At 73.2% G+C, this 24,853-nt stretch carries 21 protein-coding genes, 1 tRNA gene and 1 pseudogene; 4 read left to right on the plus strand and 19 right to left on the minus strand.

The features are described from left to right. Nucleotides 1–16 precede the first annotated feature (16 nt). The 5 genes from QSK45_RS00260 to QSK45_RS00280 all read right to left on the minus strand — a co-directional run bounded on the left by QSK45_RS00260 (nucleotide 17) and on the right by QSK45_RS00280 (nucleotide 6,316). Nucleotides 17–1,855, minus strand: coding sequence for an HEXXH motif domain-containing protein (locus QSK45_RS00260; RefSeq protein WP_285552009.1), 1,839 nt, complete (start codon nucleotides 1,853–1,855; stop codon nucleotides 17–19). 36 nt (nucleotides 1,856–1,891) lie between these two features. Further along, on the minus strand, nucleotides 1,892–2,065 hold the full coding sequence (locus tag QSK45_RS00265) for an FxSxx-COOH-like cyclophane-containing RiPP peptide (RefSeq protein ID WP_285552011.1): 174 nt from the start codon (nucleotides 2,063–2,065) through the stop codon (nucleotides 1,892–1,894). 126 nt (nucleotides 2,066–2,191) lie between these two features. Next, the gene (locus tag QSK45_RS00270; protein WP_285552012.1) at nucleotides 2,192–3,235 is read right to left on the minus strand and encodes an effector-associated domain 2-containing protein; all 1,044 of its coding nucleotides are present in this window, start codon (nucleotides 3,233–3,235) and stop codon (nucleotides 2,192–2,194) included. Nucleotides 3,236–3,719: 484 nt separating this feature from the next. After that, on the minus strand, nucleotides 3,720–4,775 hold the full coding sequence (locus QSK45_RS00275) for a cobalamin B12-binding domain-containing protein (protein WP_285552014.1): 1,056 nt from the start codon (nucleotides 4,773–4,775) through the stop codon (nucleotides 3,720–3,722). Beyond that, a complete protein-coding gene (locus QSK45_RS00280; protein WP_285552015.1) occupies nucleotides 4,772–6,316 on the minus strand; it encodes a SpoIIE family protein phosphatase in 1,545 nt (514 codons plus the stop codon). The genes QSK45_RS00275 and QSK45_RS00280 overlap by 4 nt, the downstream gene beginning before the upstream one ends. Nucleotides 6,317–6,743: 427 nt before the next feature. Between QSK45_RS00280 and QSK45_RS00285 the strand changes: the two genes are divergently transcribed. Beyond that, complete coding sequence (locus QSK45_RS00285) at nucleotides 6,744–7,256, plus strand: TspO/MBR family protein (protein WP_285552017.1); 513 nt, start codon at nucleotides 6,744–6,746, stop codon at nucleotides 7,254–7,256. A 528-nt stretch (nucleotides 7,257–7,784) separates the two neighbouring features. Here QSK45_RS00285 and QSK45_RS00290 read toward each other — a convergent pair. Then, a tRNA-Pro gene (locus QSK45_RS00290) sits at nucleotides 7,785–7,858 on the minus strand. A gap of 126 nt (nucleotides 7,859–7,984) precedes the next feature. On the opposite strand from QSK45_RS00290, the gene QSK45_RS00295 reads away from it, so the two are divergent. Beyond that, complete coding sequence (locus QSK45_RS00295) at nucleotides 7,985–8,692, plus strand: thiamine pyrophosphate-binding protein (RefSeq protein WP_285552018.1); 708 nt, start codon at nucleotides 7,985–7,987, stop codon at nucleotides 8,690–8,692. A 44-nt stretch (nucleotides 8,693–8,736) separates the two neighbouring features. Continuing rightward, nucleotides 8,737–9,660: a transketolase family protein gene (locus QSK45_RS00300; protein ID WP_285552020.1), complete on the plus strand. Its 924-nt coding sequence runs from the start codon at nucleotides 8,737–8,739 to the stop codon at nucleotides 9,658–9,660. Nucleotides 9,661–9,729: 69 nt separating this feature from the next. Here the strand turns inward: QSK45_RS00300 and QSK45_RS00305 are convergent, their stop codons facing one another. Together QSK45_RS00305 and QSK45_RS00310 are read right to left on the minus strand one after the other, a co-directional pair. Further along, nucleotides 9,730–10,896, minus strand: a complete 1,167-nt coding sequence (locus QSK45_RS00305) for an MFS transporter (protein WP_490993488.1) — start codon at nucleotides 10,894–10,896, stop codon at nucleotides 9,730–9,732. 497 nt (nucleotides 10,897–11,393) lie between these two features. After that, entirely contained in the window at nucleotides 11,394–11,753 is a 360-nt protein-coding gene (locus QSK45_RS00310) for an MmcQ/YjbR family DNA-binding protein (protein WP_285552021.1), read from the minus strand. Between the two features lie 292 nt (nucleotides 11,754–12,045). On the opposite strand from QSK45_RS00310, the gene QSK45_RS00315 reads away from it, so the two are divergent. Continuing rightward, nucleotides 12,046–12,279 carry a hypothetical protein gene (locus QSK45_RS00315; protein WP_285552022.1) on the plus strand — a complete coding sequence of 78 codons (234 nt, stop codon included), beginning with the start codon at nucleotides 12,046–12,048 and terminating at the stop codon, nucleotides 12,277–12,279. Here the strand turns inward: QSK45_RS00315 and QSK45_RS00320 are convergent. From QSK45_RS00320 to QSK45_RS00370, 11 genes and pseudogenes are all read right to left on the minus strand, one after another. Further along, nucleotides 12,236–13,138, minus strand: a complete 903-nt coding sequence (locus QSK45_RS00320; RefSeq protein ID WP_285552024.1) for a LysR family transcriptional regulator — start codon at nucleotides 13,136–13,138, stop codon at nucleotides 12,236–12,238. The genes QSK45_RS00315 and QSK45_RS00320 overlap by 44 nt on opposite strands. 31 nt (nucleotides 13,139–13,169) lie before the next feature. After that, nucleotides 13,170–14,363, minus strand: coding sequence for a glycine C-acetyltransferase (locus QSK45_RS00325; RefSeq protein WP_285552025.1), 1,194 nt, complete (start codon nucleotides 14,361–14,363; stop codon nucleotides 13,170–13,172). Between the two features lie 47 nt (nucleotides 14,364–14,410). Continuing rightward, nucleotides 14,411–15,439 (minus strand): L-threonine 3-dehydrogenase, encoded by a 1,029-nt coding sequence (tdh, locus tag QSK45_RS00330; protein WP_285552026.1) that lies wholly within the window; start codon nucleotides 15,437–15,439, stop codon nucleotides 14,411–14,413. A gap of 175 nt (nucleotides 15,440–15,614) precedes the next feature. After that, nucleotides 15,615–16,190 carry a GAF domain-containing protein gene (locus QSK45_RS00335; protein ID WP_285552027.1) on the minus strand — a complete coding sequence of 192 codons (576 nt, stop codon included), beginning with the start codon at nucleotides 16,188–16,190 and terminating at the stop codon, nucleotides 15,615–15,617. A 62-nt stretch (nucleotides 16,191–16,252) separates the two neighbouring features. Then, a complete protein-coding gene (locus tag QSK45_RS00340) occupies nucleotides 16,253–16,855 on the minus strand; it encodes a GTP-binding protein (RefSeq protein ID WP_285552028.1) in 603 nt (200 codons plus the stop codon). Next, a complete protein-coding gene (locus QSK45_RS00345) occupies nucleotides 16,833–17,204 on the minus strand; it encodes a DUF742 domain-containing protein (RefSeq protein ID WP_285553341.1) in 372 nt (123 codons plus the stop codon). The genes QSK45_RS00340 and QSK45_RS00345 overlap by 23 nt, the downstream gene beginning before the upstream one ends. Nucleotides 17,205–17,206: 2 nt before the next feature. Then, on the minus strand, nucleotides 17,207–17,641 hold the full coding sequence (locus QSK45_RS00350; protein WP_285552029.1) for a roadblock/LC7 domain-containing protein: 435 nt from the start codon (nucleotides 17,639–17,641) through the stop codon (nucleotides 17,207–17,209). 72 nt (nucleotides 17,642–17,713) lie between these two features. Next, nucleotides 17,714–19,591 carry a sensor histidine kinase gene (locus QSK45_RS00355; protein WP_285552030.1) on the minus strand — a complete coding sequence of 626 codons (1,878 nt, stop codon included), beginning with the start codon at nucleotides 19,589–19,591 and terminating at the stop codon, nucleotides 17,714–17,716. 398 nt (nucleotides 19,592–19,989) lie between these two features. Next, complete coding sequence (locus QSK45_RS00360) at nucleotides 19,990–21,156, minus strand: MBL fold metallo-hydrolase (RefSeq protein ID WP_285552031.1); 1,167 nt, start codon at nucleotides 21,154–21,156, stop codon at nucleotides 19,990–19,992. 506 nt (nucleotides 21,157–21,662) lie between these two features. Further along, the gene (locus QSK45_RS00365) at nucleotides 21,663–22,448 is read right to left on the minus strand and encodes an SGNH/GDSL hydrolase family protein (protein WP_285553344.1); all 786 of its coding nucleotides are present in this window, start codon (nucleotides 22,446–22,448) and stop codon (nucleotides 21,663–21,665) included. Nucleotides 22,449–22,609: 161 nt separating this feature from the next. Continuing rightward, a pseudogene (locus QSK45_RS00370) lies at nucleotides 22,610–24,756 on the minus strand (alpha-galactosidase). Between the last annotated feature and the right edge of the window lie 97 nt (nucleotides 24,757–24,853).

Genomic DNA, 24,853 nt, shown 5'->3' on the forward strand with positions numbered 1-24,853 from the left:
AATTCGGTTCTCCGCCTCATGACCCCAGCCAGGCCGCCAGCCGTACAGGATCCGCGCGGCGGCCCGTCATCGCCGCTATGGCGTCCTGTACCGCGCGGGCGCGCTCGGGGTGGTGGAGGAGAAGGCCGGCGGCGGCTTGCTGGGCCGGCTCCGCCGCGAGGGTGCGGCCGAGTCCCGGCCAGGCGGAGACGGGTGCCCCCTTGTCCGACAACCGGGCGATGAACGCGGCGCGGGCTTCGGCGCGTTCCCCGAGGATCAGCCGCACCTCGGCGGTGTCGGCGCCGTCGACACCGCCGGGGCGCCGCCAGGGTCCATCGGGTTCGCTGAGGTGGTACCGGGCGAGGACCGCGGTGCTGTCCGAGAAACCTGCCTCCGCGTCGGGGACCAGGAGGGGTTCGGCGGCAAGGGCCGACGGCGGCCGGGGGGCGCCCTGCTGCCAGGCGCGGACGGTTTCCTCGACGGCCTTCGCCGGGGGGCGCAGATGGTGGACCCGCCAACGGGCGTGATGGTCCGTCGCGGCCTCCCGGGCCAGGCGCAGCGGCGTCGCGGGGACCTCTTCGGTCAGCCACGCGGCACAGCGGTCGGCCAGGCGCTCGACCACGTACCGCCCGAGCGGGGTCAGCCGCTCGTGTCCGTGAACGGAATTGATCGTGGCCCATACCTGGGTGCGCCAGAGCGCGAACTCGAAGTGGGCGAGGGGGGCGTAGGCCGGATCGGCGGTATACCGGTGACTGCGCCAGAAGCGGGTCACGCCGAGGAAGGCGTAGATGCCCTGGAGCAGTCCGCCGAGTGGGCGGGGATCGTCGCGCCACGGGGCGTAGAACAGGGTTTCGGGTGCCTCGGGGGCCGTCGGCGCCTCGATCAGCGGCTCCAGGTGCATCAGCCCGCCGAGCTTGGTGTGCTGGAACTCGTGCACGAGGGTGGCGGCGAGTTGGGCGACGTCGTCCGGCCGGGACGCGGTGACGCCGCCGAAGGCATCACCGGCCGTGCTGCTATGCGGCCGAAACCTTTCTCTCACGGGGGTCGGCGCCACCGACACGAGGCCCCGGCGCATCGCCTCGGCAGTACCCGGGTCATCCCGGAGCAGTACCTCCCAGGCCGCGGTGAGCGACGACTCCCAGTACGCCGCCTCAGCCGGGGGCAGCAGGCGGGGCTCGCTCGGGCGGGGGAACGTACGGTAGGGGTCCAGCTCCTCCAGCACCAAGGTCTTCGCCCTGGCCCCTGCCCCCAGCGTCATACGGCGTACCGGCATCCAGTCACGCGCGCGCCGCTCCGGGTCGGCGGGGACCGCTACCTCGCCCCCGGCGCCGATGACCCGGACCCGACCGTCACGCCCGGTGACCAAGGCGGCGTCCCACGGCTTGCGGTCAGCGAGGACCGCGCAGCCCAGCGTGGGCAGGTGCACCCGGCCGCGACGCATGGGAACGGTGATGTCGAAGTCCAGCCCGGCCCGTGCCGCCGCGGCGGCCGCGAGCGCGGCCAGATGCCCGAGGGCGACCCAGTGCGGCGCGTCCTCATAGGCCCGTCCCCTGACGCGGCGCACCGCGAGCGACACCCACATGCCGGTGTTCGGGGACATCAGCAGTTCCTCACACGCCTCGGGAGCGTGTCGCTGGGCGCGTTCCAGCAGGTCCCAGCCCTGGGCGAAGAAATCCACGCCGTCCGGGCCCACACCGTCCCCGGAGACTCCGTTACGCAGTGCTCTCAGCAACAGGAGCCGGCGGCTGCGCTCCGCGCGCAGCAGTTCCGCTATGACCGTGCCGTCGCCCTCACCATGCGCGAGATCCCTGAGACCGGCTGCCGAGAGCCGGTGGTACGACGGTTGTTCCCCCGTCGTCGTGGCGTCAGCGGCCACGTGTCCCCCACAGCACCCTGCTGATCACCTCGTCGCTCAGTCGAGGCGGGAGCCGCCGGGGCCGCCGTAGGACACCGCGATGGCCTGCGGGCCGTCGATGTGGTGCAGCAGATTCTCCAGGGACTCGGTGAACGCCCCGCCGTCCAGGGAGCGCAGCGCTTCGAGGGAGACGCCCGAGAGATCGACGAGACCGGACTCCACGGCAGGCATCGGATGCTCCATGGCTGCCAAGTCCCCTCCCGTGTCTGTCAGTTATGCACTATCGATGTATCAACCAGCATGACCCAGCACCGCACGCCCCGCAACCCTGCGGCGTTCCGGCGCCGCGAGATCGAGTCAGGCGCGAAACCGGGCGAGCCTGACCGCCGCGCCGTCCACCCGGTCGACTTCGGGCGAAGGACCTTCCAACAGCCGTACCGCCTCCAGCAGTTGATCGAGCGTGCCCGGATAGCGCAGACAGGTGCGCACGATACCGTAGACGTCCATCCGCAGCCGGGGATCACGGGGGCTGTTGGCCGCCACCCGGTCGCTGATGCTGTCCAGTACGAGACCCAGGCCGTTGCCGCTGCGCAGTGCCGGCACGGCGGTCAAGGCGTCGACCAGCTCGGCGAGTTCGCGCAGCGGCAGGTCGGAGGGGAGCCCCGCCAGACCGACGAGCGGGCGGTGCCCCTCGACGCCGTCGGCGGTGCCGAGCGCGGCGCGCGGGGGCAGACCGGCGTACCGCTGGAACCACTCCGCCTCGGCGTCCGTGAGCGACTCGTACCACCGCTCCACCCGCCGCGCCGCGAGCCTGCCGAGGCCGTCGGACCGGTGGTGCGCGCTCACCACGCCGATCACCGCGCCCCCGCACCAGACGGCCGCGCCCGACATGCCCTCCCAGGGGGAGCGGTGCGGCTCGGTGTCGGCGGGCGGTGCGGCGACGGCCAGTTCCAGGGTGCCCTCGCGCCGGTTGGACAGGACCGAGACGGTGCCGGTGGCGTGGCAGGAGTCCCGGAACCGGCCCGGCGCGTCGCCGTCCGCGCGCAGCTTGAACCGCGGGAACCCCATCGCGCTGAAGGACAGCACCACGTCCGCGTCGGGCACGGCGGCATAGCGCGGCGGCGCGATGCCGGTACGGTCCTCCGGTACGCGCTCGATCTCCAGCAGCGCGACATCGGCGGCCCCGGCCTCCAGCGCGACCCGTGCGGGGGCGCTCCACTCCCCCGGCCGGTCGGCGTCGAACCGTACCCGCGCGGACGCGGCTCCCGCGACGACATGAGCGGCCGTCAGCACCCACCCGTCCCCGACGCGGTATCCGGACCCCCGGCGCCCCGGGTTCCCCTCCACCAGCACCTCGGCGACCCGCGCCGCGTCCAGCCCCTCTTCCCCCGGTCCCCTCACGTCCGTCCCCTACCCCTCGGACCCCGGGGGTACGCGGCTCGGGCGGCACCGGCAGGCTCCGGTGACCCGACCGCCGCGCCCGTCCCCGAACACGACCGAGGGCCGACCCCGGATGTCTCCGAAGCCGGCCCTGATCCACGACTCTCTCGAGTCGGGACGACAGGATCTGAACCTGCGACCCCTTGACCCCCAGCGGTCGAACGGACGTCTGACCGATGCTCACCGATCCCTATCGCGCAGGTCAGGGCCTGTCCCGTCCAACCGGCATGACGCCTGATGCCACCTCATGAAATCCAGTCCATGAGAGGCGCGTGAGAAGCAGCAGCGCGAGCGGGAGTACCCAGGTGACTTGCCGCACATGCCCGCGTGTAACGATGTTCCGCTTCCTCCGGAGTCCCCGTGGGTCGAAGAGTGGCCCGTCGTCCGGGCCAGGGGCGGAGTCGGGCCGCCACCAGCGTGCGTCTCCGGTAACCTGCCGCAGGGCTCAGGCGTCCGTCCAGGTGTGTCCGGCGCGCTCCAGTCGTCCTCGACCCGCTGCCAGGTGGGTCAGGGTGCGGGGAAGATCGCTCAGCGGCTCGCAGAGGGCCCGAACCACCAGGTCCAGGCCGGCTGGCGGTATCCCGCGGGGGGCCAGCAAATCGGCGAGGAACACCAGGAAGTCCGTGAAAACGCGCGGGTCGTCGACGAAGACACCGGCGGCGAGGAAGTCCACCAGGAACCCCAGGTCCTCGACAGCGTCCTCATGCCGCTCGCCGGCACATCGCCGCATCGGCGGGAAGCATCGGCGCAGGTGGTCGACCAGGTGCCGCAGAAGATCACCGCGGCGGCTGACGAGTTGGGCGTACTCCCCGTCAGCCAGGTGGTCCACTGCGGGCGCCCCGGTCAGCGGCGGCGGCCATTGCTCCGCCAGCAGGTCAGCGGCGTCCACCGCGGTGCGCGCGTACAGGTCGGCACCCAGCGCACGAGCCCAGATACCGTCCGGCCCGAAGCCGGCCCCACCGGCCAGGACCGGTACCCGCGCCAGTCGGCACGCCTCGATCGTGCGGTATATCCGGGGCAGGCGCACCGCCAGCATGCACGACAGGGCGACCAGATCAGAGCCGTTCTGATGCAGATACGAGATCAGGTGTGCGGTGGGTACACCGGCACCGAGGAACCGTACCGCGAAGCCGCGCAGCCGTAGCACCTCCGCAACGATATGGGCGGGCAGGGTGTGCCATTCGCCGTCCGGACAGGCCACCGCCACGCTCCCGAGAGGGTGGTCGGGGACCACGGTCACGGCGGCGAGTGCGGCGACGGCCCGGTTGCTGACATGGGTGGCCGCGTGTTCCTGGGCCACACTCCACTCGTTGGTCACCCAGCGCTCGCCGACCGCTGCCTGGGCGGGTGCGATCAGGTCGAGCAGCACGTCCTCGGCGCCGACGCCGCGGGCGAGAAGGTCCAGGACGAGCGCCACGGCGGCCGTCTCGTCCGCTCGGGCCAGGTGGTCGTCGAAGGCCGTGCGAACACTCTCGATGGGGTCGGAGCGCTCGGCGGTCACCGCGGCCGCTCCACGTCCGCTGACGGCGCAAGGGCGGGGGCCTGCACGGCGAGAACGGCAAGGTCGTCGTGGTCGGCTCCGGCCAGCCACTGTCCGGTGCGCAGGTCGATCCGCTCGGCGACCGCGCCGGCCGGCATGCCGAGGCAGGCGGCCAGGTCGCGCATCAACCGCCGTTCGCCGTACATCTCCTGCTCCGTCGGCCCACCGCGCGCCTCGGTCACACCGTCGCTGTACAACAGCAACAGTTCGCCGGCTGCCAGCCGGATCTCCGTCTGGTGGAAGTCCGGGTCGGGCAGGGCGCCGACCAGCGTCCCACCGATGTGCACCTCGTCCACCCTGCCGTCCTTGCGCAGCACCAGTGGTGGCACATGCCCGCCACCTGCAAGCACGACGACCAGCGCGCCGTCTCGCGCCGAACCGACGGACCCCGTCACCAGTGTCGTGAAGGGAGTGGGATCTCCCTCCCAAAGCGCCTCATTGAGCAGCTGCAGCATCCTTACGGGCCGGGATTCCACCAGAGCCAGCGATCGGAGGCTCTGCCGCACCCGTCCGGCGAACACCGCCGCCTCGACTCCCTTGCCGCAGACGTCGCCGAAAAAGAAGCCGACACCGCCCTCGGCGTCCGCCCGGACCTGATAGAAGTCGCCGCCGAGCCGCAACGTTTCGCGGGCGGGCCGGTACGCGGCCCCGAGGTGGACCCCCGCCACGTGCGGAAGCGGGTCGGGTTCCAGCCCGTCCTGCAGCACGGCAGCGGTGTGCACCTGCTCGGCATAGAAAGTCGCGGCCTCCAGCGCGAGGCTCGCACGCGCGGCGAACTGCCGCGCCAACTCGACGTCCGCCGCGCCGAAGCCCGTCCGCTGCGGCCCGTGCGCCAGCACCAGTACGCCGGCCGGCATCCCGGGCCCGGGGAGCGTGACCACCAAGGCCTGACCAGCCGGACTCGGATCCCGCGGCAGCGCTCCGCCCAGCCGCACCACTTCCTGCCAGTCGCACAGTACGGGCTGTTCCACCAGTCCTCTCAGGGCGTGGGCCACTGACGGAGCCTGGTCCAACGCCACTGCCGGCAACTGGCCGGCGCACTCGTCCGGCCCGTAGAGGTGCCAGGCCACGCAACGTCCCCGGACCGGCAGGAACAGGATGGCCGTGTCCGCCAGGGCGGGGACCGCCACCCGCACCACCGCACGCACCGTACGGCCGTGGTGGAGGGAGGCCGCGAGCTGCTTCCCCGCCTCCGCCAGGAAGGCGGAGCGGGCCCGCTCGGCCATCAGCTCGTTCTGGCGCTCATGGGCCGCGCTGTCGTCGCGCACCAACCACACGCAGTGACCGGCTAGAGTCCCGTGGCCCTGCAACACCACCCGGTGCCCTGACAACCGCCGCCCGTCGGAGACTGTCTCGAAGCAGTCCACACCCTCGGCCATGGCACGCGACAGCGGCCCGCGGAGCGGCTCACCGATGCGCAGCTGAGGGAAGAGTCGTTCCGCCTGGACGTTGCACCAGCTCGGCAACCCGGCCGCGTCGCAGACTACGACGGCCTGATCCACTAGATCCAGCAACCTCGCGGACACGCCGGCCGGCAGTCCTGGTGTCGCCGGCGTGGCACGCGGCTCCTCCTGTCGGCGCGACGCAGCAGGCGAACGCAGGAGCGAAAGACCCGGCGCCTGCTTGCGCCGGGGTGTCTCGCGGCCGCCGCTGGTCACCGCCGGCTCACGCTGTCGTCGGCCACGGGGCACGGGAGACCTACCGCATGGCAAGGCAGGTTGTCCATCAGCTGGATCACCGCCCTCTTCGCATCGTCCGAAGACTCCCCCCGAAGCAACGGTAGCGCGCTCTCGACAGGGCCGTCGTGGGGTCCCGCGGGTCAGGGTCGGGCGGATGCGCGGGCAGCGGCACCAGACTTCCCCTCGCCCGGACGGACGGCGAGGAATCGGGTCGGGTCTTACCGCGCACGTCACGGGGCATGTATCCGTCATGCGAGTTCTGGCACCTTCCAGGCGCCGTGAGACGAAGCGCCGCTGGCCCGCTTACGCGCTGGCTGCGGCCGCGGTGACGACTACGGCGGTGACCGGCGCGCGAGCCGTGGATCCCCACAGCGCCTGGTACGAAACCTTGTCCAAACCGCCATGGCAGCCACCCTCGTGGGCGTTCGGTGCAGTATGGACCCCCTTGTACGGGAGCATCGCCTTCGCCGCCGGGCACGCCGCGAACCGGACAGGTGGCGGCGAGCGCCGTCGGCTGGTCGGGGCACTGGCTGCGAACCTGGCCCTGAACGCGTCCTGGAGCTGGCTGTTCTTTACCGCCAGGAGCCCCCGGACCGGTCTCGTCGGCACCGCCCTCCTCACTCTGAGCACTCTGGACGTCCTGCGGGTGACCGCCCGTGTCGACCGGACCGCCGCGGCGGCCCTGATCCCGTATGCGGCCTGGTGCGCCTTCGCCACCACCCTCAACGCCGACATCGTCCGCCGGAACGGCGGCTGCCGATAAGCCCTCCGGCCTGACGGCCGGCGACGGTCGCTGATGCCCTGCCCAGGCGACGAGAGTCAGACGTTGTCAGAGGTGCTCATTGACAACCGCTAAGCCCCTCCGCCATACCCAAAGCCCATGAGTACACCTGTTCCTGCCGCCAGGGCCGCCACCGTGGGTGCTGGGCTGACGTCCAGTCAGCGACCCACCCGGGCCGGGGCACCCGTCCTGCACCGAGGACTACGCGTTCCGCGTGGCCGGCACCTGACGCCGCGCGATCGATGGCAGAGGCGTCAAGTGCGAACCCGCCGGCAAGGATCGCCAATCGCGGAGAGCAACCGTCCAACCCATTGCAGTGATCAATAAGTCAGATACAAAGGGCAAATGGGACATTAATTCACGGCATGGGCACCGTGCAGCACGCAGCCCGGTTGTTCACCGTGAAAACCGTGAGACGAATGCGAGAGGCAGGACCCGGAGCGCACCGGAGGCCGCTTCCTCGCGAACGAGAAAACGGCCTCCGACCTTCGACAATGGGATAAACCCTTGTCGGGACGACAGGATTTGAACCTGCGACCCCTTGACCCCCAGTCAAGTGCGCTACCAAGCTGCGCCACGTCCCGGCGCCGTTTGACCTGCGGTTTCCCCGGTCACAACGTGCAAGGAAACAATACCGCACTCGGCTCGGTGATCGCGCACGACTTCCGGGGGTTGACCTCAAGTTTGGTCGAGGTTGCAGGCTGTCGTCCATGACGATCACAGCGGACGAACACCGCACCCACGGGTACGCCGACCTGCCTGGTCTCATGAGCCTGATGACGGGGGACGAGAAACACGGCCCGGCGGCCACCTCCACGCTCGACGTGCTGTGGGTGCTCTACGACCGGGTGCTGCGGGTCACGCCGGAGCGGGCGGAGGATCCGGGCCGGGACCGGTTCCTGCTGAGCAAGGGACACGGTCCGATGGCCTACTACGCGGTGCTGGCCGCCAAGGGCTTCCTGCCGGTCGGCTGGCTGCCCGGTTTCGGCTCGTACGACTCCCCGCTCGGCCACCACCCGGACCGGGTGCTGGTGCCGGGCGCCGAGATCGGCAGCGGGTCGCTCGGGCACGGGCTGCCGATCGGTGTGGGCACCGCACTGGGGCTGCGGGCGCAGGGCCTGCACGATCCGGCGGTCTGGGTGCTGATCGGGGACGCCGAACTGGACGAGGGCAGCAACCACGAGGCCATCGCCTTCGCGGGACCCGCCGGGCTGGACCGGCTGCACACCGTGGTGGTGGACAACGCCTCCGCCAGCCATGCGCGGCCCGGCGGTATCGCCGCGCGGTTCGAGGCGGCGGGCTGGTCGGCGGCGACCGTCGACGGGCGGGATCACGCGGCTCTGTACGAGGCGTTCACGGCGCCGCATCCGGGGCGCCCGCGCGTGGTCGTGGCCCGGGTCGAGCCGAAGAACGCCTGAAACACGTCTTACTCTCCCTCACGCTCCGAAAGGGCGGCATCTTTATGGACACCATGCGTGACCGTTTCGCTCCCGTCGTCTCCCGGCTCCTCGACGAGGACCCGCGGGTCGCGGTGGTCCTCGCCGAGATCGGCAAGGACGCCTTCCACGAGGCCGTCGCCCGGCATCCCGCACGGGTGATCAACGTCGGTATCCGCGAGCAACTGCTGGTGGGGGCGGCGGCCGGGATGGCCCTGACCGGTCTGCGGCCGGTCGTCCACACCTTCGCCAGCTTTCTGGTGGAGCGGCCGTTCGAGCAGGTCAAACTGGACTTCGGGCACCAGGGCACGGGCGCGGTGCTGGTGAGCGCGGCCGCCTCCTTCGACTGGCCGGCCGGCGGGTTCACGCACATGGCGCCGGGCGACGTGGCCCTGCTGGACACCCTGGACGGCTGGACCGTCCATGTGCCGGGCCACCCCGACGAGGCCGAGACCCTGCTGCGCCACGCGGTCGCCGCGGGCGACGACCGGGTGTACGTACGCCTGTCCGTGCAGTCCAACCGGCAGGCGCGGCCGGTCGACGGCGCGCGGTTCCTGACCGTACGGGAGGGACGTGCCGGTGTCGTCATCGCCGTCGGGCCGCTGCTGGACGCGGTGCTCGACGCGACGGAGGGCATGGACGCGACCGTGCTGTACGCGACGACCGTACGCCCGTTCGACACGGCCGGGCTGCGCCGGGCGAGCGAGGCGGCGGGGACGGACGTGGTGCTGGTCGAGCCCTATCTCGCCGGGACGTCGACCGGCGCCGCGAACGACGCCCTCGCGGACCTCCCCCACCGCGTCCTCGGCCTCGGCGTCGACCGCAGGGAACTGCGCCGCTACGGCACGGTCGAGGAGCACACGGCCGCGCACGGCCTGGACGCGCGGGGGTTGCGGGAGCGGATCGGGGGGTTCCTGGGAGCGGCGGCGGGAGTGGGCTCGGGGGTGTGAGGCACAGGGCCACGGGGGCGTGGGGGCGTGGTCGCGGTTCGGCGGCGGGGTCGCGGTCGGGGAGGCCGGTCAGCTCGGGGCCGGAGCGTACTCGCCGGCCTTCGGTTCCGGGTGGGCGTCGGCCCGTACCAGGTTGCGTATCGCGGGGACGGCGAGGAGGAAGGCGACCACGGCGAGGCTGGTCGCCGACGCGACCAGCAGGACGTGGTCGGCGCCCAGGACGCCGGCCGCCGGGCCCGCGAGGGCCTGGCCGATCGGCATCATGGCCAGCGAGCCCGCGACGTCGTAGGAGTGGATGCGGTTGAGGGCCTCGGCCGGGACCTGCGTCAGTACGCTCGTCGCCCACATCACGCCCCAGAAGGAGATCCCCGCCCCGGCGAGCGCCGCGCCCGCCGCGACGGCCGGCACGTCCAGGCCGAGTCCCACGGCGCCGGGGAAGGTGAAGTAGAGGCACAGGAACAGCGAGCCCGCCCTGAGCATGCGGCGGGGACGCAGCCGCATGGCGAACAGGCCGCCGACGACGGTGCCCGCGCCGAGGGCCGAGTTCACGAGGCCGTAGGCGCGGGCACCGTGGTGCTGGACCACCTCGGTGGCCACCAGCGGGACGGTCGGGCCGTACACCGCGATCATGTACAGACACCAGATGGCGATCACGGCCCACAGCCAGGTCCGGGACGTGAACTCGCGCCAGCCCTGCGCCAGATCAGTCCGCAGCGCGCGCAGACCCCGGCCGGTGGCCGCGAGCGTGCCCGGGGGCAGCGGCCGCAGCCGGAGCAGGCACAGGGCGCTGACCGCGTAGGTCCCGGCGTGCGCGGCGAAGACACCGCCGGGCGAGGCGAACCCGACGAGGAGACCGGCGACGACAGGGCCCGCGAGCTGGGAGGAGGACTCGGCGACGCGGATCGCGGCGTTGGCGCCCTGGACGTCGGCGGCGAGCCGGGGCACCGTGCTGGCCACGCCGGGCTGGAACACGGCGGCGGCCGTGCCGTTGACGAAGCCGATGACGCATAGTTCCCACAGCACCACATGCCCGTCGAAGAAGAGCCCCGCGGCGAGGGACTGGGTACAGACCCGCGTCAGGTCGGCGCCGATCATCAGCCGCCGCGTACTGAACCGGTCGGCGATCACCCCGCCGAAGACGACCAGCCCGGCGAAGGCCGCGGTCGACGCCGCCATGGCGAGCCCCACCGCGCCCGCGCCGTACCCGTGCTCCAGCAACCCGGCGGCCAGTGCCACGGGCAACATCGTGTCGCCGAGCCGGGCCACGGCCCGAGCCACGAAGAACAGTCCGAAGTCCCGCGACCAGACCCGCCGAGCCCGAGCATCCCCCGGCCGCACGCCCGCCCGGCCCCGCACCCGGGCATCCACCCGCCCGCCCGACCGTGCCACCGCCCCGCGGTCCGGCCCCGCACCGGACGGCCCGCCCGCCCCGGCCTCCAACCGCCCGCCGCTCCCCACGCCCGACCGCCCGCCCACCGGGCCCAGGGCCTCGCCGCCATCCATCCCCCCGGCCGACCGCCCCACCGACCCGGCACCCGACGGCCCGCCCCGCTCCACGCCAGCCCCCGACGCCACGTCCGGCCGTCCTCCCGGCCCGGTCCGCTGGTCGTCACGACCCGGCACACCCCCGTCAAGGGCACAGTCCCGGTCCGGCCCCGCCACCCCGCTCACCCCGTTCCCCTCTCTCGACCGCGCGGCATCATCCCACGTCCCCTTCCCGGCCACCGGAGTTCTCACGGAGTGGGCGGGAGGCCCAACTCGGGGTGGGAGTCGAGGAGTCGGGGCGGGGCGGCCTGGCGCCAGGAGTCGGCGAGGATGTCGCGGAGTTCGGCCTCGTCCTCCAGAGACGCGAGCCGCGCTCTGATCCAGGCGAACTGCGCCTCGTGCCCGGCGATCCAGAACTTCTCCGGTTCGGCCAGCACCAGTTCGTCCCGCTCCTCCTTCGGACAGCGCACGGCGACGGACGTCTCGTCCTCGGTCAAGGTCGCGAACATCTTCCCGGCCACCCGGAACGTGGGCATGTTCCAGGCGGTCTTCTCCGTGGTGTCCGGGAAGGACAGCGCGACACGTCGTACATCTTCGGCATCCGGCATGCCACGCACCGTAGCGCCTGCCACTGACAGTCACCCGGCCGGTCGGACCGGCCGGCGGCGGGCCCCGGACGACGAGCCCGGACCCCGTGTCTGCGCCGGCGCCCGTCCGTCGCACGCCTCCGGACGCGCCGTGCCGGGGCCACGTCCTCCCGGTCGGGTTTCCCCGGCGCGGTCGAGCCGCGCGAACGACCGGAGCGGACCGGCCGGCCGCGCGGACGACCGGAGCGGACCGGCCGGTCTCGCGCCCGTCGGCCGACGCCCACCGGACCGGACGCCCGGGAGAAGACCGTCGGTGCCCGCCGACGCCGAGGTCCGCGACCGGGCCGGCGCGTACATCGGCGAGCTGCTCGTGCGGACCGCCGGGGCGCCGCCACGGCAGCCCCGGCGGGGGCTCGCCCAGGGCAGCGACGAGACGCCGGTCCCCGCCGCCCGTCGATCAGGCGCCGGCCACCTCGCCGACGGCCTCGCCCGCTACGGCACGCTCACGTCCGGGCCGCCGACCCCAGCGCCTCCAGCACCGGCCTGATCAGCGGATGTCCCTCCGCGCCCCGGCGCACCGCGGCGAAGACACGGCGGGTGGGGGCCACGCCGTCGACGGGCCGGACGATCACGTCGGTGAGGTCCATGCCGCGCAGGGCGGAGCGGGGCACGAGGGCGACGCCCGCGTCGGCGGAGGCGAGGGCGACGACGGCGCGGAAGTCGTCGGAGGAGTGTTCGAGGCGGGGCTGGAAGCCGGCGCTCTCGCAGGCGAGGACGACGACGTCGTGGCAGGGGTTGCCGGGGTAGGGCCCGATCCAGGGGTCCTTCGCCAGCTCCGCGAGCGGGACCTCGGCCGAGCCGGCGAGGCGGTGGCCGACGGGGACGACGGCGTCGAACGGCTCGGCGTAGAGCGGGACATGGGTGAGACGGGGGTCGTCCGCGGGCGGTGCGCCCCGGTACTCGACGGCCACCGCCACGTCCACCTGCCGGTCGAGCACCATCGGCAGGCTGGCGTCGCCCTCCGCGTCCCGCACGCGGATGCGTATGCCGGGCGCGGTGGTGGCGAGGCGGGCCACGGCGGGAGCCACGACCTGGGCGATGCCGGTCGCGAAGGCCGCCACGGTGACCGTGCCGGCCTCTCCCGAGCCGTACGCCGCGAGTTCCGCCTCGGCGCGCTCCAGCTGGGCGAGGACCGCGTTGGTGTGGCCGAGCAGGATCTCCCCGGCCGGTGTGAGCCGTACGCCTTTGGCGCCCCGCTCGACGAGCCGGTGGCCGGTCTCCTGCTCCAGGGCCGTCAGCTGCTGGGAGACGGCCGAGGGGGTGAGATAGAGCGCGGCGGCCGCCGCGGTGACCGTGCGGTGGTCGGCCACCGCACGGAGGATGTGGAGCCGCCGTGCCTCGATCATGCCCCCGATTATCCCAGGCGATATCGCCTGGTCAGGCCCCCAGCTCCGCGCGCGCCGCGACGAAGGCGTCCACCGCGCGGTCGACGTCCGCCGTGGAGTGCGCGGCGGACAACTGGACGCGGATGCGGGCCTGGTCCTGCGGGACGACCGGGTAGGAGAACCCGATCACGTACACGCCCCGCTCCAGGAGCAGCTCGGCCATGCGGCCCGCCTTCGCCGCGTCACCGATCATCACGGGGGCGATGGCGTGGTCGCCGGGGAGGATGTCGAAGCCCTCCTCGGTCATCCGGGAGCGGAACAGCGCGGTGTTCTCGGCGAGCCGCACCCGCAGGTCGTCGGCGGACTCCAGCAGGTCGAGGACCTTGAGGGAGGCGGCGGCGATCACCGGGGCGAGGGTGTTGGAGAACAGGTACGGGCGGGACCGCTGGCGCAGCAGGGCGACGATCTCGGCGCGCGCGGCGACGTAGCCGCCGGAGGCGCCGCCGAGGGCCTTGCCGAGGGTGCCGGTGATGATGTCCACGCGGTCCGTCACGCCGTGCAGCTCGGGGGTGCCGCGGCCGGAGGGGCCGACGAAGCCGACGGCGTGCGAGTCGTCGACCATGACCATCGCGTCGTAGCGGTCGGCGAGGTCGCAGATCTCGCGCAGCGGGGCGACGTAGCCGTCCATGGAGAACACGCCGTCGGTGACGATCAGCCGCCGCCGGGCGCCGGACGCCTCCTTGAGCTGCTTCTCCAGGTCGGCGAGGTCGCGGTTGGCGTACCGGAGGCGGCGGGCCTTGGACAGCCGGATGCCGTCGATGATGGAGGCGTGGTTGAGGGCGTCGGAGATCACCGCGTCCTCCTCGCCGAGCAGGGTCTCGAAGACACCGCCGTTGGCGTCGAAGCAGGAGGAGTAGAGGATCGTGTCCTCCTGGCCGAGGAACGCGGACAGGCGCGCCTCCAGCTCCTTGTGCACCTCCTGGGTGCCGCAGATGAAGCGCACGGAGGCCATGCCGTAGCCCCAGCGGTCCAGGGCCTCGTGGGCGGCGGCGATCACCTCGGGGTGGTCGGCGAGGCCGAGGTAGTTGTTGGCGCAGAAGTTGAGGACCTCGCCGGGGCGGCCGCCGGCGGTGACCTCGACGGTCGCGGACTGGGGGCTGCCGATGACCCGTTCGGGCTTGTGCAGCCCGGCGGCGCGGATCTCGTCGAGGGTGGCGCGCAGGTCGTCGCGGACGGTGTCGAACATGACGGAAGCTCCTAGGTGATGCGGTTGGCGTACGCCTGGCGGATGGCTCACGCGGTCCAGTCGAGGATGATCTTGCCGCCCCTGCCGCTCGCGGCGTCCGCGAAGGCCGCCTCGAAGTCGCGGTAGCCGTACCGGCCGGTGATCACGGGGGCGAGGTCGAGGCCGCCCTCCAGCAGCACCGACATCGCGTACCAGGTCTCGAACATCTCCCGGCCGTAGATGCCCTTGATCGTGATCATCGAGGTGACGACGCGGGCCCAGTCGACGGGGAACTCCTCGGACGGCAGGCCGAGCATGGCGATGCGGCCGCCGTGCGTCATGTTGGCGATCATGTCGCGCATGGCCTCGGGACGGCCGGACATCTCCAGCCCGATGTCGAAGCCCTCGCGCAGCCCCAGCTCCCGCTGTCCGTCGGCGATGGTGGCCTCGGCGACGTTCAGCGCGAGGCTCACGCCGATCTTGCGGGCCAGCTCCAGGCGCTCCTCGCTGACGTCGGTGACGACGACGTTGCGGGCGCCCGCGTGCCGGGCGACGGCGGCGGCCATCAGGCCGATCGGGCCCGCCCCGGTGATCAGGACGTCCTCGCCGACCAGCGGGAAGGACAGCGCGGTGTGCACGGCGTTGCCGAACGGGTCGAAGATCGCGGCGACATCGAGGTCGACCGGGACGCGGTGCACCCAGACGTTGGTCGCGGGCAGGGCGACGTACTCGGCGAACGCGCCGTCGCGTCCCACGCCGAGGCCGACGGTGGCGCGGCACAGATGGCGGCGCCCGGCCAGGCAGTTGCGGCACTTGCCGCACACCAGGTGGCCCTCGCCGCTGACCCGGTCGCCGACGCCGACGTCCGTGACGTCCCGGCCGACCGCCACGACCTCGCCGACGAACTCGTGCCCGACCACCAGCGGGGTGCTGATCGCCTGCCGCGCCCAGCCGTCCCAGGCCCGGATGTGCAGGTCGGTGCCGCAGATGCCGGTCCGCAGGACCTTGATCAGTACGTCGCCCGGCCCCATCACGGGCTCCGGGACGTCCGTCAGCCAGAGTCCGGGCTCCGCCTTGTCCTTGACCAGCGCCTTCACGCGTGCGGCTCCTGTGGGTGAGGTCCCGGAAACGGGCATGCCGAAGCGCCCGCACCGGGTCAGAGGGGTGGAATCACCCTGCAATCTGCCCTACGCGCGGGCCGGGGTCCATCGAGCTTTTCTTAACCGCCGCCTCAGCTTTCCTTCAGGCCCCACCCGTCACATGAGCCGGCTGTCAGATGGGCAGCCCGTCCCGCGCGCTCCGTTCGATGCGGACGACGAGTTCGGCGGCGAGCGCCTTGATGGTCTCCAGGCCCTCCCGGCCCCAGGCGCGCGGCCCGGTGTCGGCGGCGCACACGGTGCCGAGCGCCATTCCGGTGCCGTCCAGGAGCGGGGCGCCGAGGTAGGAGTGGATGCCGTACTCGTCCACGACCGGATTGCCCGCGAACCGCGGATAGTCGCGCACGTCCTCCAGGACCAGCGCCTTGCGGCGGACCACCGCATGGGGGCAGAACCCGTGGTCGCGGGGCAGCGTCCGGCCCCACTCCGCCCTGCCGCCGTCCTCCCGCAGGACGGGCGCGACGGCCGGGACGCGCAGCCCCGCGAAGAACTGCCGTTCCTCGCCGATGAAGTTGACCATGGCGTACGGCGCGCCGGTGAGCAGGGCGAGATGGTCCGCGAAGGCGTCGAGCGCGGGTTCGGGACGCTCGCCGAGGCCGAGCGCCCGCAGCCGCCGGACGCGGGCGGGGGCCTCCTTGTCCTCGGGGGTGAGCAGCAGACCGCGGACCGGCCGGGGCGGCTCGTAGCTCATGGCCGGGCTCCGTCGCTGTGCGGGGACCTCATCTGGGGAACTCCGTGGGCGGTCGGGCGGGATCACCGGTGCGCGGCGCCGTGGCTCGACGCCGGTTGCGGGGTGTGGGCGAGCAGATGGCGCACGAGGGCGAGCAGGGTCTGCACCCCCGAGCTGGAGATCCGGGCGTCGCAGCGCACGACCGGGACCTCGGGGTCGAGATCGATGGCGGCGCGCACCTCCTCGGTGCCGTAGCGGTGGCCGCCGTCGAACTCGTTGACGGCGACGATGAAGCCGAGTCCGCGTTCCTCGAAGAAGTCCACGGCGGCGAAGCAGTCCTGGAGCCGGCGGGTGTCGGCGAGGACGACCGCGCCGAGCGCGCCCTCGGACAGCTCGTCCCACATGAACCAGAACCGCTCCTGTCCGGGGGTGCCGAACAGGTACAGCACATGGTCCGGATCGAGGGAGATCCGGCCGAAGTCCATGGCGACCGTGGTCTCCGTCTTGTCCTCGACGCCCTCGAGGCTGTCGGTCGCGGCACTGACCGTGGTGAGCAGCTCCTCCGTGCTCAGCGGGGCGATCTCGCTGACCGCGCCCACGAAGGTGGTCTTGCCCACCCCGAACCCGCCCGCCACGAGGATCTTGAGCGCGGTGGGGAACGGGTCAGAGCTGTCGTCGTAGTCCATCGAGCACTGCCTCCAGCAGGGACCGGTCGGTGGGAGTGTGGTGGAACGCGGGGGGCTTGGTGGTGAGCGCCCCGCAGTCGACCAGGTCCGCGAGCAGGACCTTGGTGACCACGGCGGGCAGTGCGAGGTGCGCGGCGACCTCGGCGACCGAGACGGGTGCCCGGCACAGGTCGAGCGCCTGGGCGTGCTCGGGGCCGAGGTAGCCGAGTGGGGTGACCCCGGTGGCCATCACCTGCGAGATCAGGTCGAGCGCGACGCTGGGTTCGGTGCGGCCGTCGCTGACCGTGAACGGGCGCACCAGCCGTCCGGCCGCGGCGTCCAGCCAGGGCCCGTCGCCGGCCGCGGCCACGCTCAATGCCCCGGCGCCGTGGGTCCGACGGCGTGGTGCCGGGGGGCGGTGACCAGATAGGGGCGGACGCTCTTGACCAGCATCGCCATCTCGTATCCGAGCACGGCCGCGTCGGCCTCGCGGCCCGCCAGCACGGCGAGACAGGTGCCGGAACCGGCGGTGGTGACGAACAGCAGGGTCGAGGCGAGTTCCACCACGACCTGCCGTACGTCGCCGCCGTCCCCGAACCGGACGCCCGCGCTGCGGCCGAGCGAGTACAGGCCGGAGGCGAGGGCGGCCATGTGGTCGGCGCTGTCGGGGTCGAGGCCGTGCACGGACTTGACCAGCCCGTCGCAGGACAGGAGCACCGCGCTGCTGGTGTGCGGCACGCGCTGCACGAGGCCGCTGAGCAGCCAGTCGAGGTCGGATGCGTGAGCGGTCGGCGCATCGCTCGCCATGGTGGATCGACTCCTTGGGGTACGAAGGTCTTCGGGAGTGCCGGGGTCGGTGGTACGACGCCCGTACGGGGGTCAGCCGGCCGGTGCGCTTCCCTCGGTCGGGCCGGCGGGCCGGGGCGGGTGTTCGGTGCGGGCGTGCTCCACGTGGCCCTGTGCGGGCGGTCGTTGGTGACCGTCCCGCTCCGGGTGGACGACGCGGACGCCTGCGGGCTCGGCGCCCGGGAGGGCGGCGGGCCACGCGTGCCCGCCGTTCGACTGCCGCGCCTGCCTGGGCTGTTGCGCCTCGGCGAGGCCGATCCCGCGCTGGAAGGCGGCCATCAGTCCGGGGTCGTGGCCCCCGAGGGTGTCGCCGTCCTGGCGAGGTGCGGGGCCGCCGCGGAGCTGGGGGACGAGGTTCTCCTGGGCGCGGCGGCGCGGCAGCCGGGGTTTGGCCGGGGTGCCGCGCACGGTGTCGGCGCGCGGGGCGGGCAGGACGCCCTCGTGCTCCTCGACCGCCGCCCGGTGGCGGGCCCGGATGCCGGGCGCGGCCTCGGCGGGGGTGGGGCGTTCGTGGTGGGCACCGCGCACGGGGGGCGGGGGCGGAGCCTCGCCAGGGCTGCCCTCCTCATGCCCCCGGGCGCCGGTCTCGACGAGGTCCGTCCGCGCGTCCCTCGCGGATACCGGGGTTTCCCTCGCCTGCGCGGTCAGGGCCGGTGGCACGGAGGGGGTGAAGACCGGGAGCCGTTCCCGCGGCGCCGCGGGCGCGGGCGCGCCCAGCAGGGCCTGGGGTAGGACGAGTACGGCCTGGACGCCGCCGTAGATGTTGCCCTGCAGCCGTACGCCGATGCCGTGGCGGCGGGCCAACTGGGAGACGACGTAGAGACCGATGCGGCCGTCGGCCAGCAGGCTGGCGACGTTGACCTGGTCGGGGTCGGCCAACAGGGCGTTCATCCGGTCCTGTTCGCCGAGGGGCATGCCGAGTCCGCGGTCCTCGACCTCGACGGCGAGTCCGGAGGTGACGAGGTTGGCGCGCAGCAGCACCTGGGTCCCCGGGGCGGAGAACACCGTGGCGTTCTCGACGAGTTCGGCGAGCAGGTGGATGACGTCGGCGACGGCGTGGCCGCGCAGTTCGCCGTCGATCGGGGGCACCAGCCTGACCCGGGAGTACTGCTCGACCTCGGCGATGGCGGAGCGCAGCACCTCGGTCATGCTCACCGGGTTGCTCCACTGGCGCCGGGAGACGGCGCCGCCGAGCACGGCGAGGTTCTCGGCGTGCCGCCGGATGCGGGTGGCCAGGTGGTCCACGTGGAAGAGGCCCTTGAGCAGGTCGGGGTCCTCGATCTCGTGTTCCAGGTCGTCCAGGATCGAGATCTCGCGGTGCACGAGGGACTGGAGCCGGCGCGCGAGGTTCACGAAGACCTCGAGCTTCTGCTCGCTGCCCGCGTGGCTGGAGAGCTGGGCGGCCCGCACGACGGCGGTGACGGCGCCGTCGTGCGCGCGGGCCAGGTCGGCGGCGAGCAGTTCGAAGTCGTCGGCATCGGTGGGCGGCCGACGCCGCGACGAGGGCCGCGGGGGTTCCTCCCCCCGGCGCAGGGCGTCGACGAGTTCGTGCAGGTCGGCCTCGCCGCGGGCGGCGGTGCGGCGCAGGGCGTCGACGCGGTCGGCGACGGCGCGGGCGGCGCGGTCGGCGGCCACCGCGGCGATCAGGATGCCGGCGACGGTCACGGTCACCGCGCCGCCGAGCACGGCCCACAGGACGGGGCCGGTGCGGGCGCCGGTGGAGCGGACGGTGAACAGGACCGCGGCGGTGGCGGCGAGGGCGACCGCGAGCGGCGGCAGCACGGCGAGCCGCATGAGGTGGGGCCGTATGTGCGTCTCGGGCAGTGCGGGAGCGGGTCGGGCGACCGGCCGCCCGTGCCGCCCGCCCTCCCGGCGGTCGGCACGGGCGGCCGGTGCGCGAAGGTGAGACATCTGCGTCCTCGTACTGGTCCGTCGGGCCTGGGTCGGACACTCACGGTAGTCGCCTCCGTCTCACACGTGAGGGCAGTTGCCAAACTCCCCCACAAAGCGTCCCGCTCTGGTATGAGGCCCCGTACGAAAGACCGATGTCCGGGCCGGCCTGCTTCGACCGTCCCGAAAAAGATCGATAACGCCCGATCAAAAGCGGTCAGAAAGCACGAGCGAGTCGAGGAGGCGCCGCCCCGCCCCCGATCCCGTCTCCGGCCCGGTCCACAGCACTTGTCCCCCTGTCACGCGCCGCGCCCCCGCACTCCTGACGCCTTCCGGATGTCACGGAGAGTGCTTCTCTGGCCTTGGGCAGGCGCTCTGACCTTGCGGCAGGCGCCGATCCGGAACGGGGCGAAAACGCCTCAGCCACGCTTCGGCGGCTCCGCGACCAGGGCGCCGACCGATCCCCAGGTGCGGCGGACCTCGCCGGACACGCCCCGCCACCACGCCTCGGCCGGGAGCTTGCCGGCGGGCTCGAAGGGCTCGCCGGGGTGGGGCAGGGCCACGGCCTGGCCGGCTTCCTCGGCCGCCTCCTTCGTCCACTCCCCCGGCTCGGCCCACGCGTGCGGGGCCAGGTTGAAGGTGCCCCAGTGGATCGGCAGGAGGACACCGTGCGGGGCGCCGCCCTGGAGGTCCAGGTGGGCGCGCAGGCCCTCGTCGGGACGCATGTGGATGTCCGGCCAGAACTCGCTGTACGCCCCGATCTGCACCATCGTGGCGTCGAACGGGCCGTGGGCGGCGCCGATGTCCTTGAAGCCCTCGAAGTAGCCGGTGTCGCCGCTGTGGTAGATCCGGTGCTCCTCGCCGGCGACGGCCCAGGAGGCCCACAGGGTGTGCTGGGTGTTGCGCAGCCCGCGACCGCAGAAGTGGCGGGCCGGGGTGGCGGTCAGGGTGAGCCCGCCGACCCGGGTCGACTCGTGCCAGTCGAGTTCGCGCAGCCGGTCCGGGGAGACCCCCCAGTGCTCCAGGTGGGCGCCGACACCGAGCGGCACGGCGAAGAGGGTGTCGGTGCCGGCGAGCGCCTTGACCGTGGGCAGGTCGAGGTGGTCGTAGTGGTCGCGGGAGATCACCACCACGTCGACCTCGCCGAGCGCGGCGAGCGGCAGCGGCACGGGGTGCAGCCGCTTGGGCCCGGCGAACGGGAACGGGGAACAGCGCTCGCCCCACACCGGGTCGAACAGCACCCGCCGGCCGTCGATCTCGGCGAGCACGCTGGAGTGTCCCATCCAGGTCAGCCGCAGGCCGGTGGCGGGCGGCTTGGCGAGGTCGGCGAAGGTCGTGGGGTGCACCGGGACCGTGCCCCGGGGCGCGCGCAGCGGCCGGGTCTCCTTGTCGAAGAAGACCTTCGCGAAGTCCAGTGCCGAGCCAGAGGGGCGGGTGCGCGCGGCGCCGCCGGGGTTCTGGAAGACGCCGTCCCTGAAGTGCGGGGAGCGGCGGATGCGGGCCAGGCGCTCACCGCCCGGGTCCACCCCGAAGGCCGCCGGGCGCGGCACACGGGGCCCTGGGGTCGAGGAACGCGGACCGGTCACGGTACCTCCCGGTGGAGTGGTGGGCCCTCCATTATGGTCGGCGCCCCGAACGGTCCGGACAGGGACGGGGAAGACCCCGGCGTCACTGAATCCCCGTTCGGCGCTTCGGGAGTCCGCGCATCCGGCCGGACACCGACCCGGGGCACGGCGCTGCGCGAACCCGCCCTGCGCGAGGTCACCCGGGACCTGGACCACCGATGGAAGACGGCCCTCACCGAGGGCGTCACCGCCGGCGAGTTCACCTGCCCCGCCCCCGGCCACCGCCCCGCGCCCGACCGCCCTCCTCGACGGCCTCGCCGTCCAACACCGGGTGTGCGGCCGGGGGACGTGACGGGCCGGGTCCGTCAGGCGCGGGAGCGACGGGCTCGGTGCGGACGGCGGCGGCGCGGTTCCGTCCGGCGAGCGACGGCAGGCCGCCCGCCGTGGCCGCCCCCGTCGCCCCACGGCGAGACCCGCCCCGCCCCGCCAAGTGGCGTGCGGGGCGGGGCGGTTGGGTTCCGGAGGGATCAGGCCACCGAGGCGATGCGCATCCGGATGTCCTCGGGGGACAACGCGCCCTTCGCCGTGACGTGGTCACCGGAGGACTCGCCGCGCAGGCGGCGGCCGATCCACGGCACCAGGTGCTCGCGGGCCCAGTGGACGTCGTCGCGGCGGACCTCCAGGGTGCCCCGGGGCGGCAGCGGCGGCCACGGCTGCTCCGGGTCGGCCGGGATCTCCAGGCCGAGCGCCTGCCCGGCGCGCAGCGCGACGCGGGTGTGCCCCTCGGGCGAGAGGTGCAGCCGGTCGCTGTCCCAGGCCCGGCGGTCCTGCACGGACCTCAGCGACCACAGGTCGAGCACGGGGCAGCCGTACCGGTCCGCGATGGCCCGGACATGGCCGTTGTACGTGGCGATCTTGCCGCGCAGGTGCTTGAGCAGGGGGACGCCCCGGGTGTCGAAGCCGGTGGTCACCAGCACGGTGCCGGCGGCCTCGGCGAGCCGGGCCACGGCCGCCTCGAAGCGCTCGGCCACCTCGTCCGGGTCGGTGCCGGGCCGCAGGATGTCGTTGCCGCCCGCGCAGAGGGAGACCAGGTCCGGGGCGAGCGCCACGGCCCGCGGAACCTGGTCGGCCACGATCTGGTCCAGCAGCTTCCCGCGCACGGCGAGATTGGTGTACTGGAAATCGCCCTCGGGCCGCCGATCGGCGAGCAGGACCGCGAACCGGTCGGCCCAGCCCACGAACGCCCCGTCGGGGCCGGGATCGCCGACGCCCTCGGTGAAGCTGTCCCCCACCGCCACGTACGACCCGATCACTGATCTGCTGTCATTCTTCGAATCGTCTGCCACGTCGGACCATGATTCACCTCGGGGTGTGACTTACGCGACCGTAGGAAAGGGTTGACGAACGGTGAGATGAGCCACTCCCGAAGATTCCCCGATCCAGGAATACGGCCGCAGTCGGCGCTGTTCGGGCCTCAGATGCGCCGCCGCCGGATCACCGTGGCGTCCAGGTCGCCCTTCAGACCCACCGCCAGCCCGTGGTGCAGCAGGACCGCCCCGCGATGCACCTCGCCCGTCTCCCGGCACGCGTACGACGCCGTCGGGTCGAGGCCGCGCAGCCGCAGCGCCGGCACGGGTTCGCCGTAGCGCTGCGCCGGGAGCCGGGCGAGGACCACGCTCTCGTCGCCCAGGACGTACTGCACCGCGCCGAGTCCGCCCGTCGGGGGCCGCAGCCGGTACAGCTCGCCGTGCTGCACCAGCGGCCGGATCTCCTTGTACAGTCCCACCCACCGCGCGGTCTCGGCCAGTTCCTCCTCGCTCCACCGGCCGAGGTCTCCGCCGATGCCGAGGACGCCCGCCATGGCGCTGACGAAGCGGAACCTCAGGCTGCTGACCCGCCCGTTGAGCTGGGTGTTCGGGCTGTCGGTGACCCACGCGGCCATGACCCGGGCCGGGTGCAGCTGGCTGAAGCCGTGCTGGATGGCGAGCCGGTCCAGCGGGTCGGTGTTGTCGGAGGTCCACACCTGGTCGGTGCGGCCGAGCACCCCGAGGTCGATCCGGCCGCCGCCGCCCGAGCAGGACTCGAAGGCGACACCGGGGTGGGCGGCGCGCAACCGGTCGAGGAGACCGTGGAAGGCGCGGACGTGGTCCACCCACAGCCGCTGCGGATACGGCTCCCCGGGCCGGCCGGCGTCGGTGAAGCACCGGTTGAAGTCCCACTTCACGAAGTCGATCGGAGTGCCGGAGAGCAGGGCGTCGAGCCGCTCCCACAGGTACTCCTGGACATCGTGCCGGGCGAGGTTGAGGACCAGCTGGTCGCGGAACTCGGTGCGCCTGCGGCCGTGCTGGTGCTGCACCCAGTCCGGGTGGGCGCGGTAGAGGTCGCTGTCCGGGTTGACCATCTCCGGTTCGACCCAGATACCGAACCGCATGCCCAGCCCGTGGACCTGGTCGGCGAGGGGCGTGAGGCCGCCCGGGAAACGGTCGGGGTTCGGGGTCCAGTCACCGAGCCCGGCGCTGTCGTCGGTGCGGGCGCCGAACCAGCCGTCGTCCACCACGAACAGCTCCACGCCGATCGCGGCGGCCCGCCGGGCGAGTCCCCACTGCTGCCGGGCGGAGATGCCGAAGCCGGTCGCCTCCCAGGAGTTGAAGAGCACCGGCCGGTCCCGCCCGGCGTCCGGGACGACGTACGCGCGCTGGTAGGCGTGCCAGGCGCGGCTCGCCCCGCCGAAGCCGCCGTCGGCGAAGAGGCCGGCGAAGACGGGGGTGGTGTACGACTCCCCGGGTGCGAGGAGCAGCAGGCCCGAGTCGTCGTATCCGGCGCCGCCGGTGATCTGCACGCGCGCGTCGGGGAGTTGGGCGACGGCGATGCGCCAGGAGCCGGACCAGCCGAGCGCGCAGCCGTAGACCTCGCCCCGCTCCTCGGTGGCGTCGGTCTCGAGGGCGACCCAGGGCAGGTGCTGGTGGCCGGTGTGGCCGCGGCGGCTGCCGATGATCTGCTCGCCGTAGCGCGGTGGCGAGCCGGGACTCGGCGGCCCAGCGGCCGTGCAGCCGGGACAGGCGCCGGCCCTCGCGGTCGGGCAGCGTCCAGGTGGCCGCGTCGGCGCGCAGCAGTTCCACGGACGCGTCCCCGCCGTTGCGCAGGCTCACCCAGCGCTCCAGGACGTCGTCGCGCATCCGGTAGTGCAGTGATGGCCAGCCCGCCGTCCTCGAACCGCAGCCGCAGCTCGCCCCCTCCGCCCTCGCCTCCCCCTTCGCGCGAGGCGTCGCACGCGGCGCCGCCCGGGGTGTCGTACGCGAGGCCGTAGGAGTCCGCGCACGAGGTGTCGTACGACACGAAGCGCCACTGGGTGCCGCGCCGCTCGCCGGTGCGCACGGACAGGGCGGGGCGTACGAAGCGCGGGCCGCCGTCGACGGGGTACTCCTCGCGGCCGTCGAGCGGGGACTCGAAGGGGCGGTACGCGGGCAGCGGACGGGCGGCGAGGGCCTCGGCGTCCGCGAGGGTGATCCGCGGCCCCCAGTGCAGATGCACCAGCTCGTCCGCGTCGGTGAGACGCAGGGCGTAGCCGCTGGTGGGCCCCGACAGCAGCCAGGTGCGGCCGTCCTCCGCGACATCCGTCATCAATACCTCACAGTCGCCAACGGAAACGCTCACGTACGCGCATCATCAGCCCGTACGCCCCCGGTGACAATGCCTGTGGACAACTCATTGCCCCACG

The sequence above is a fragment of the Streptomyces hygroscopicus subsp. hygroscopicus genome (assembly GCF_030269125.1).
GTDB classification, from domain to species: Bacteria; Actinomycetota; Actinomycetes; order Streptomycetales; family Streptomycetaceae; genus Streptomyces; species Streptomyces hygroscopicus_C.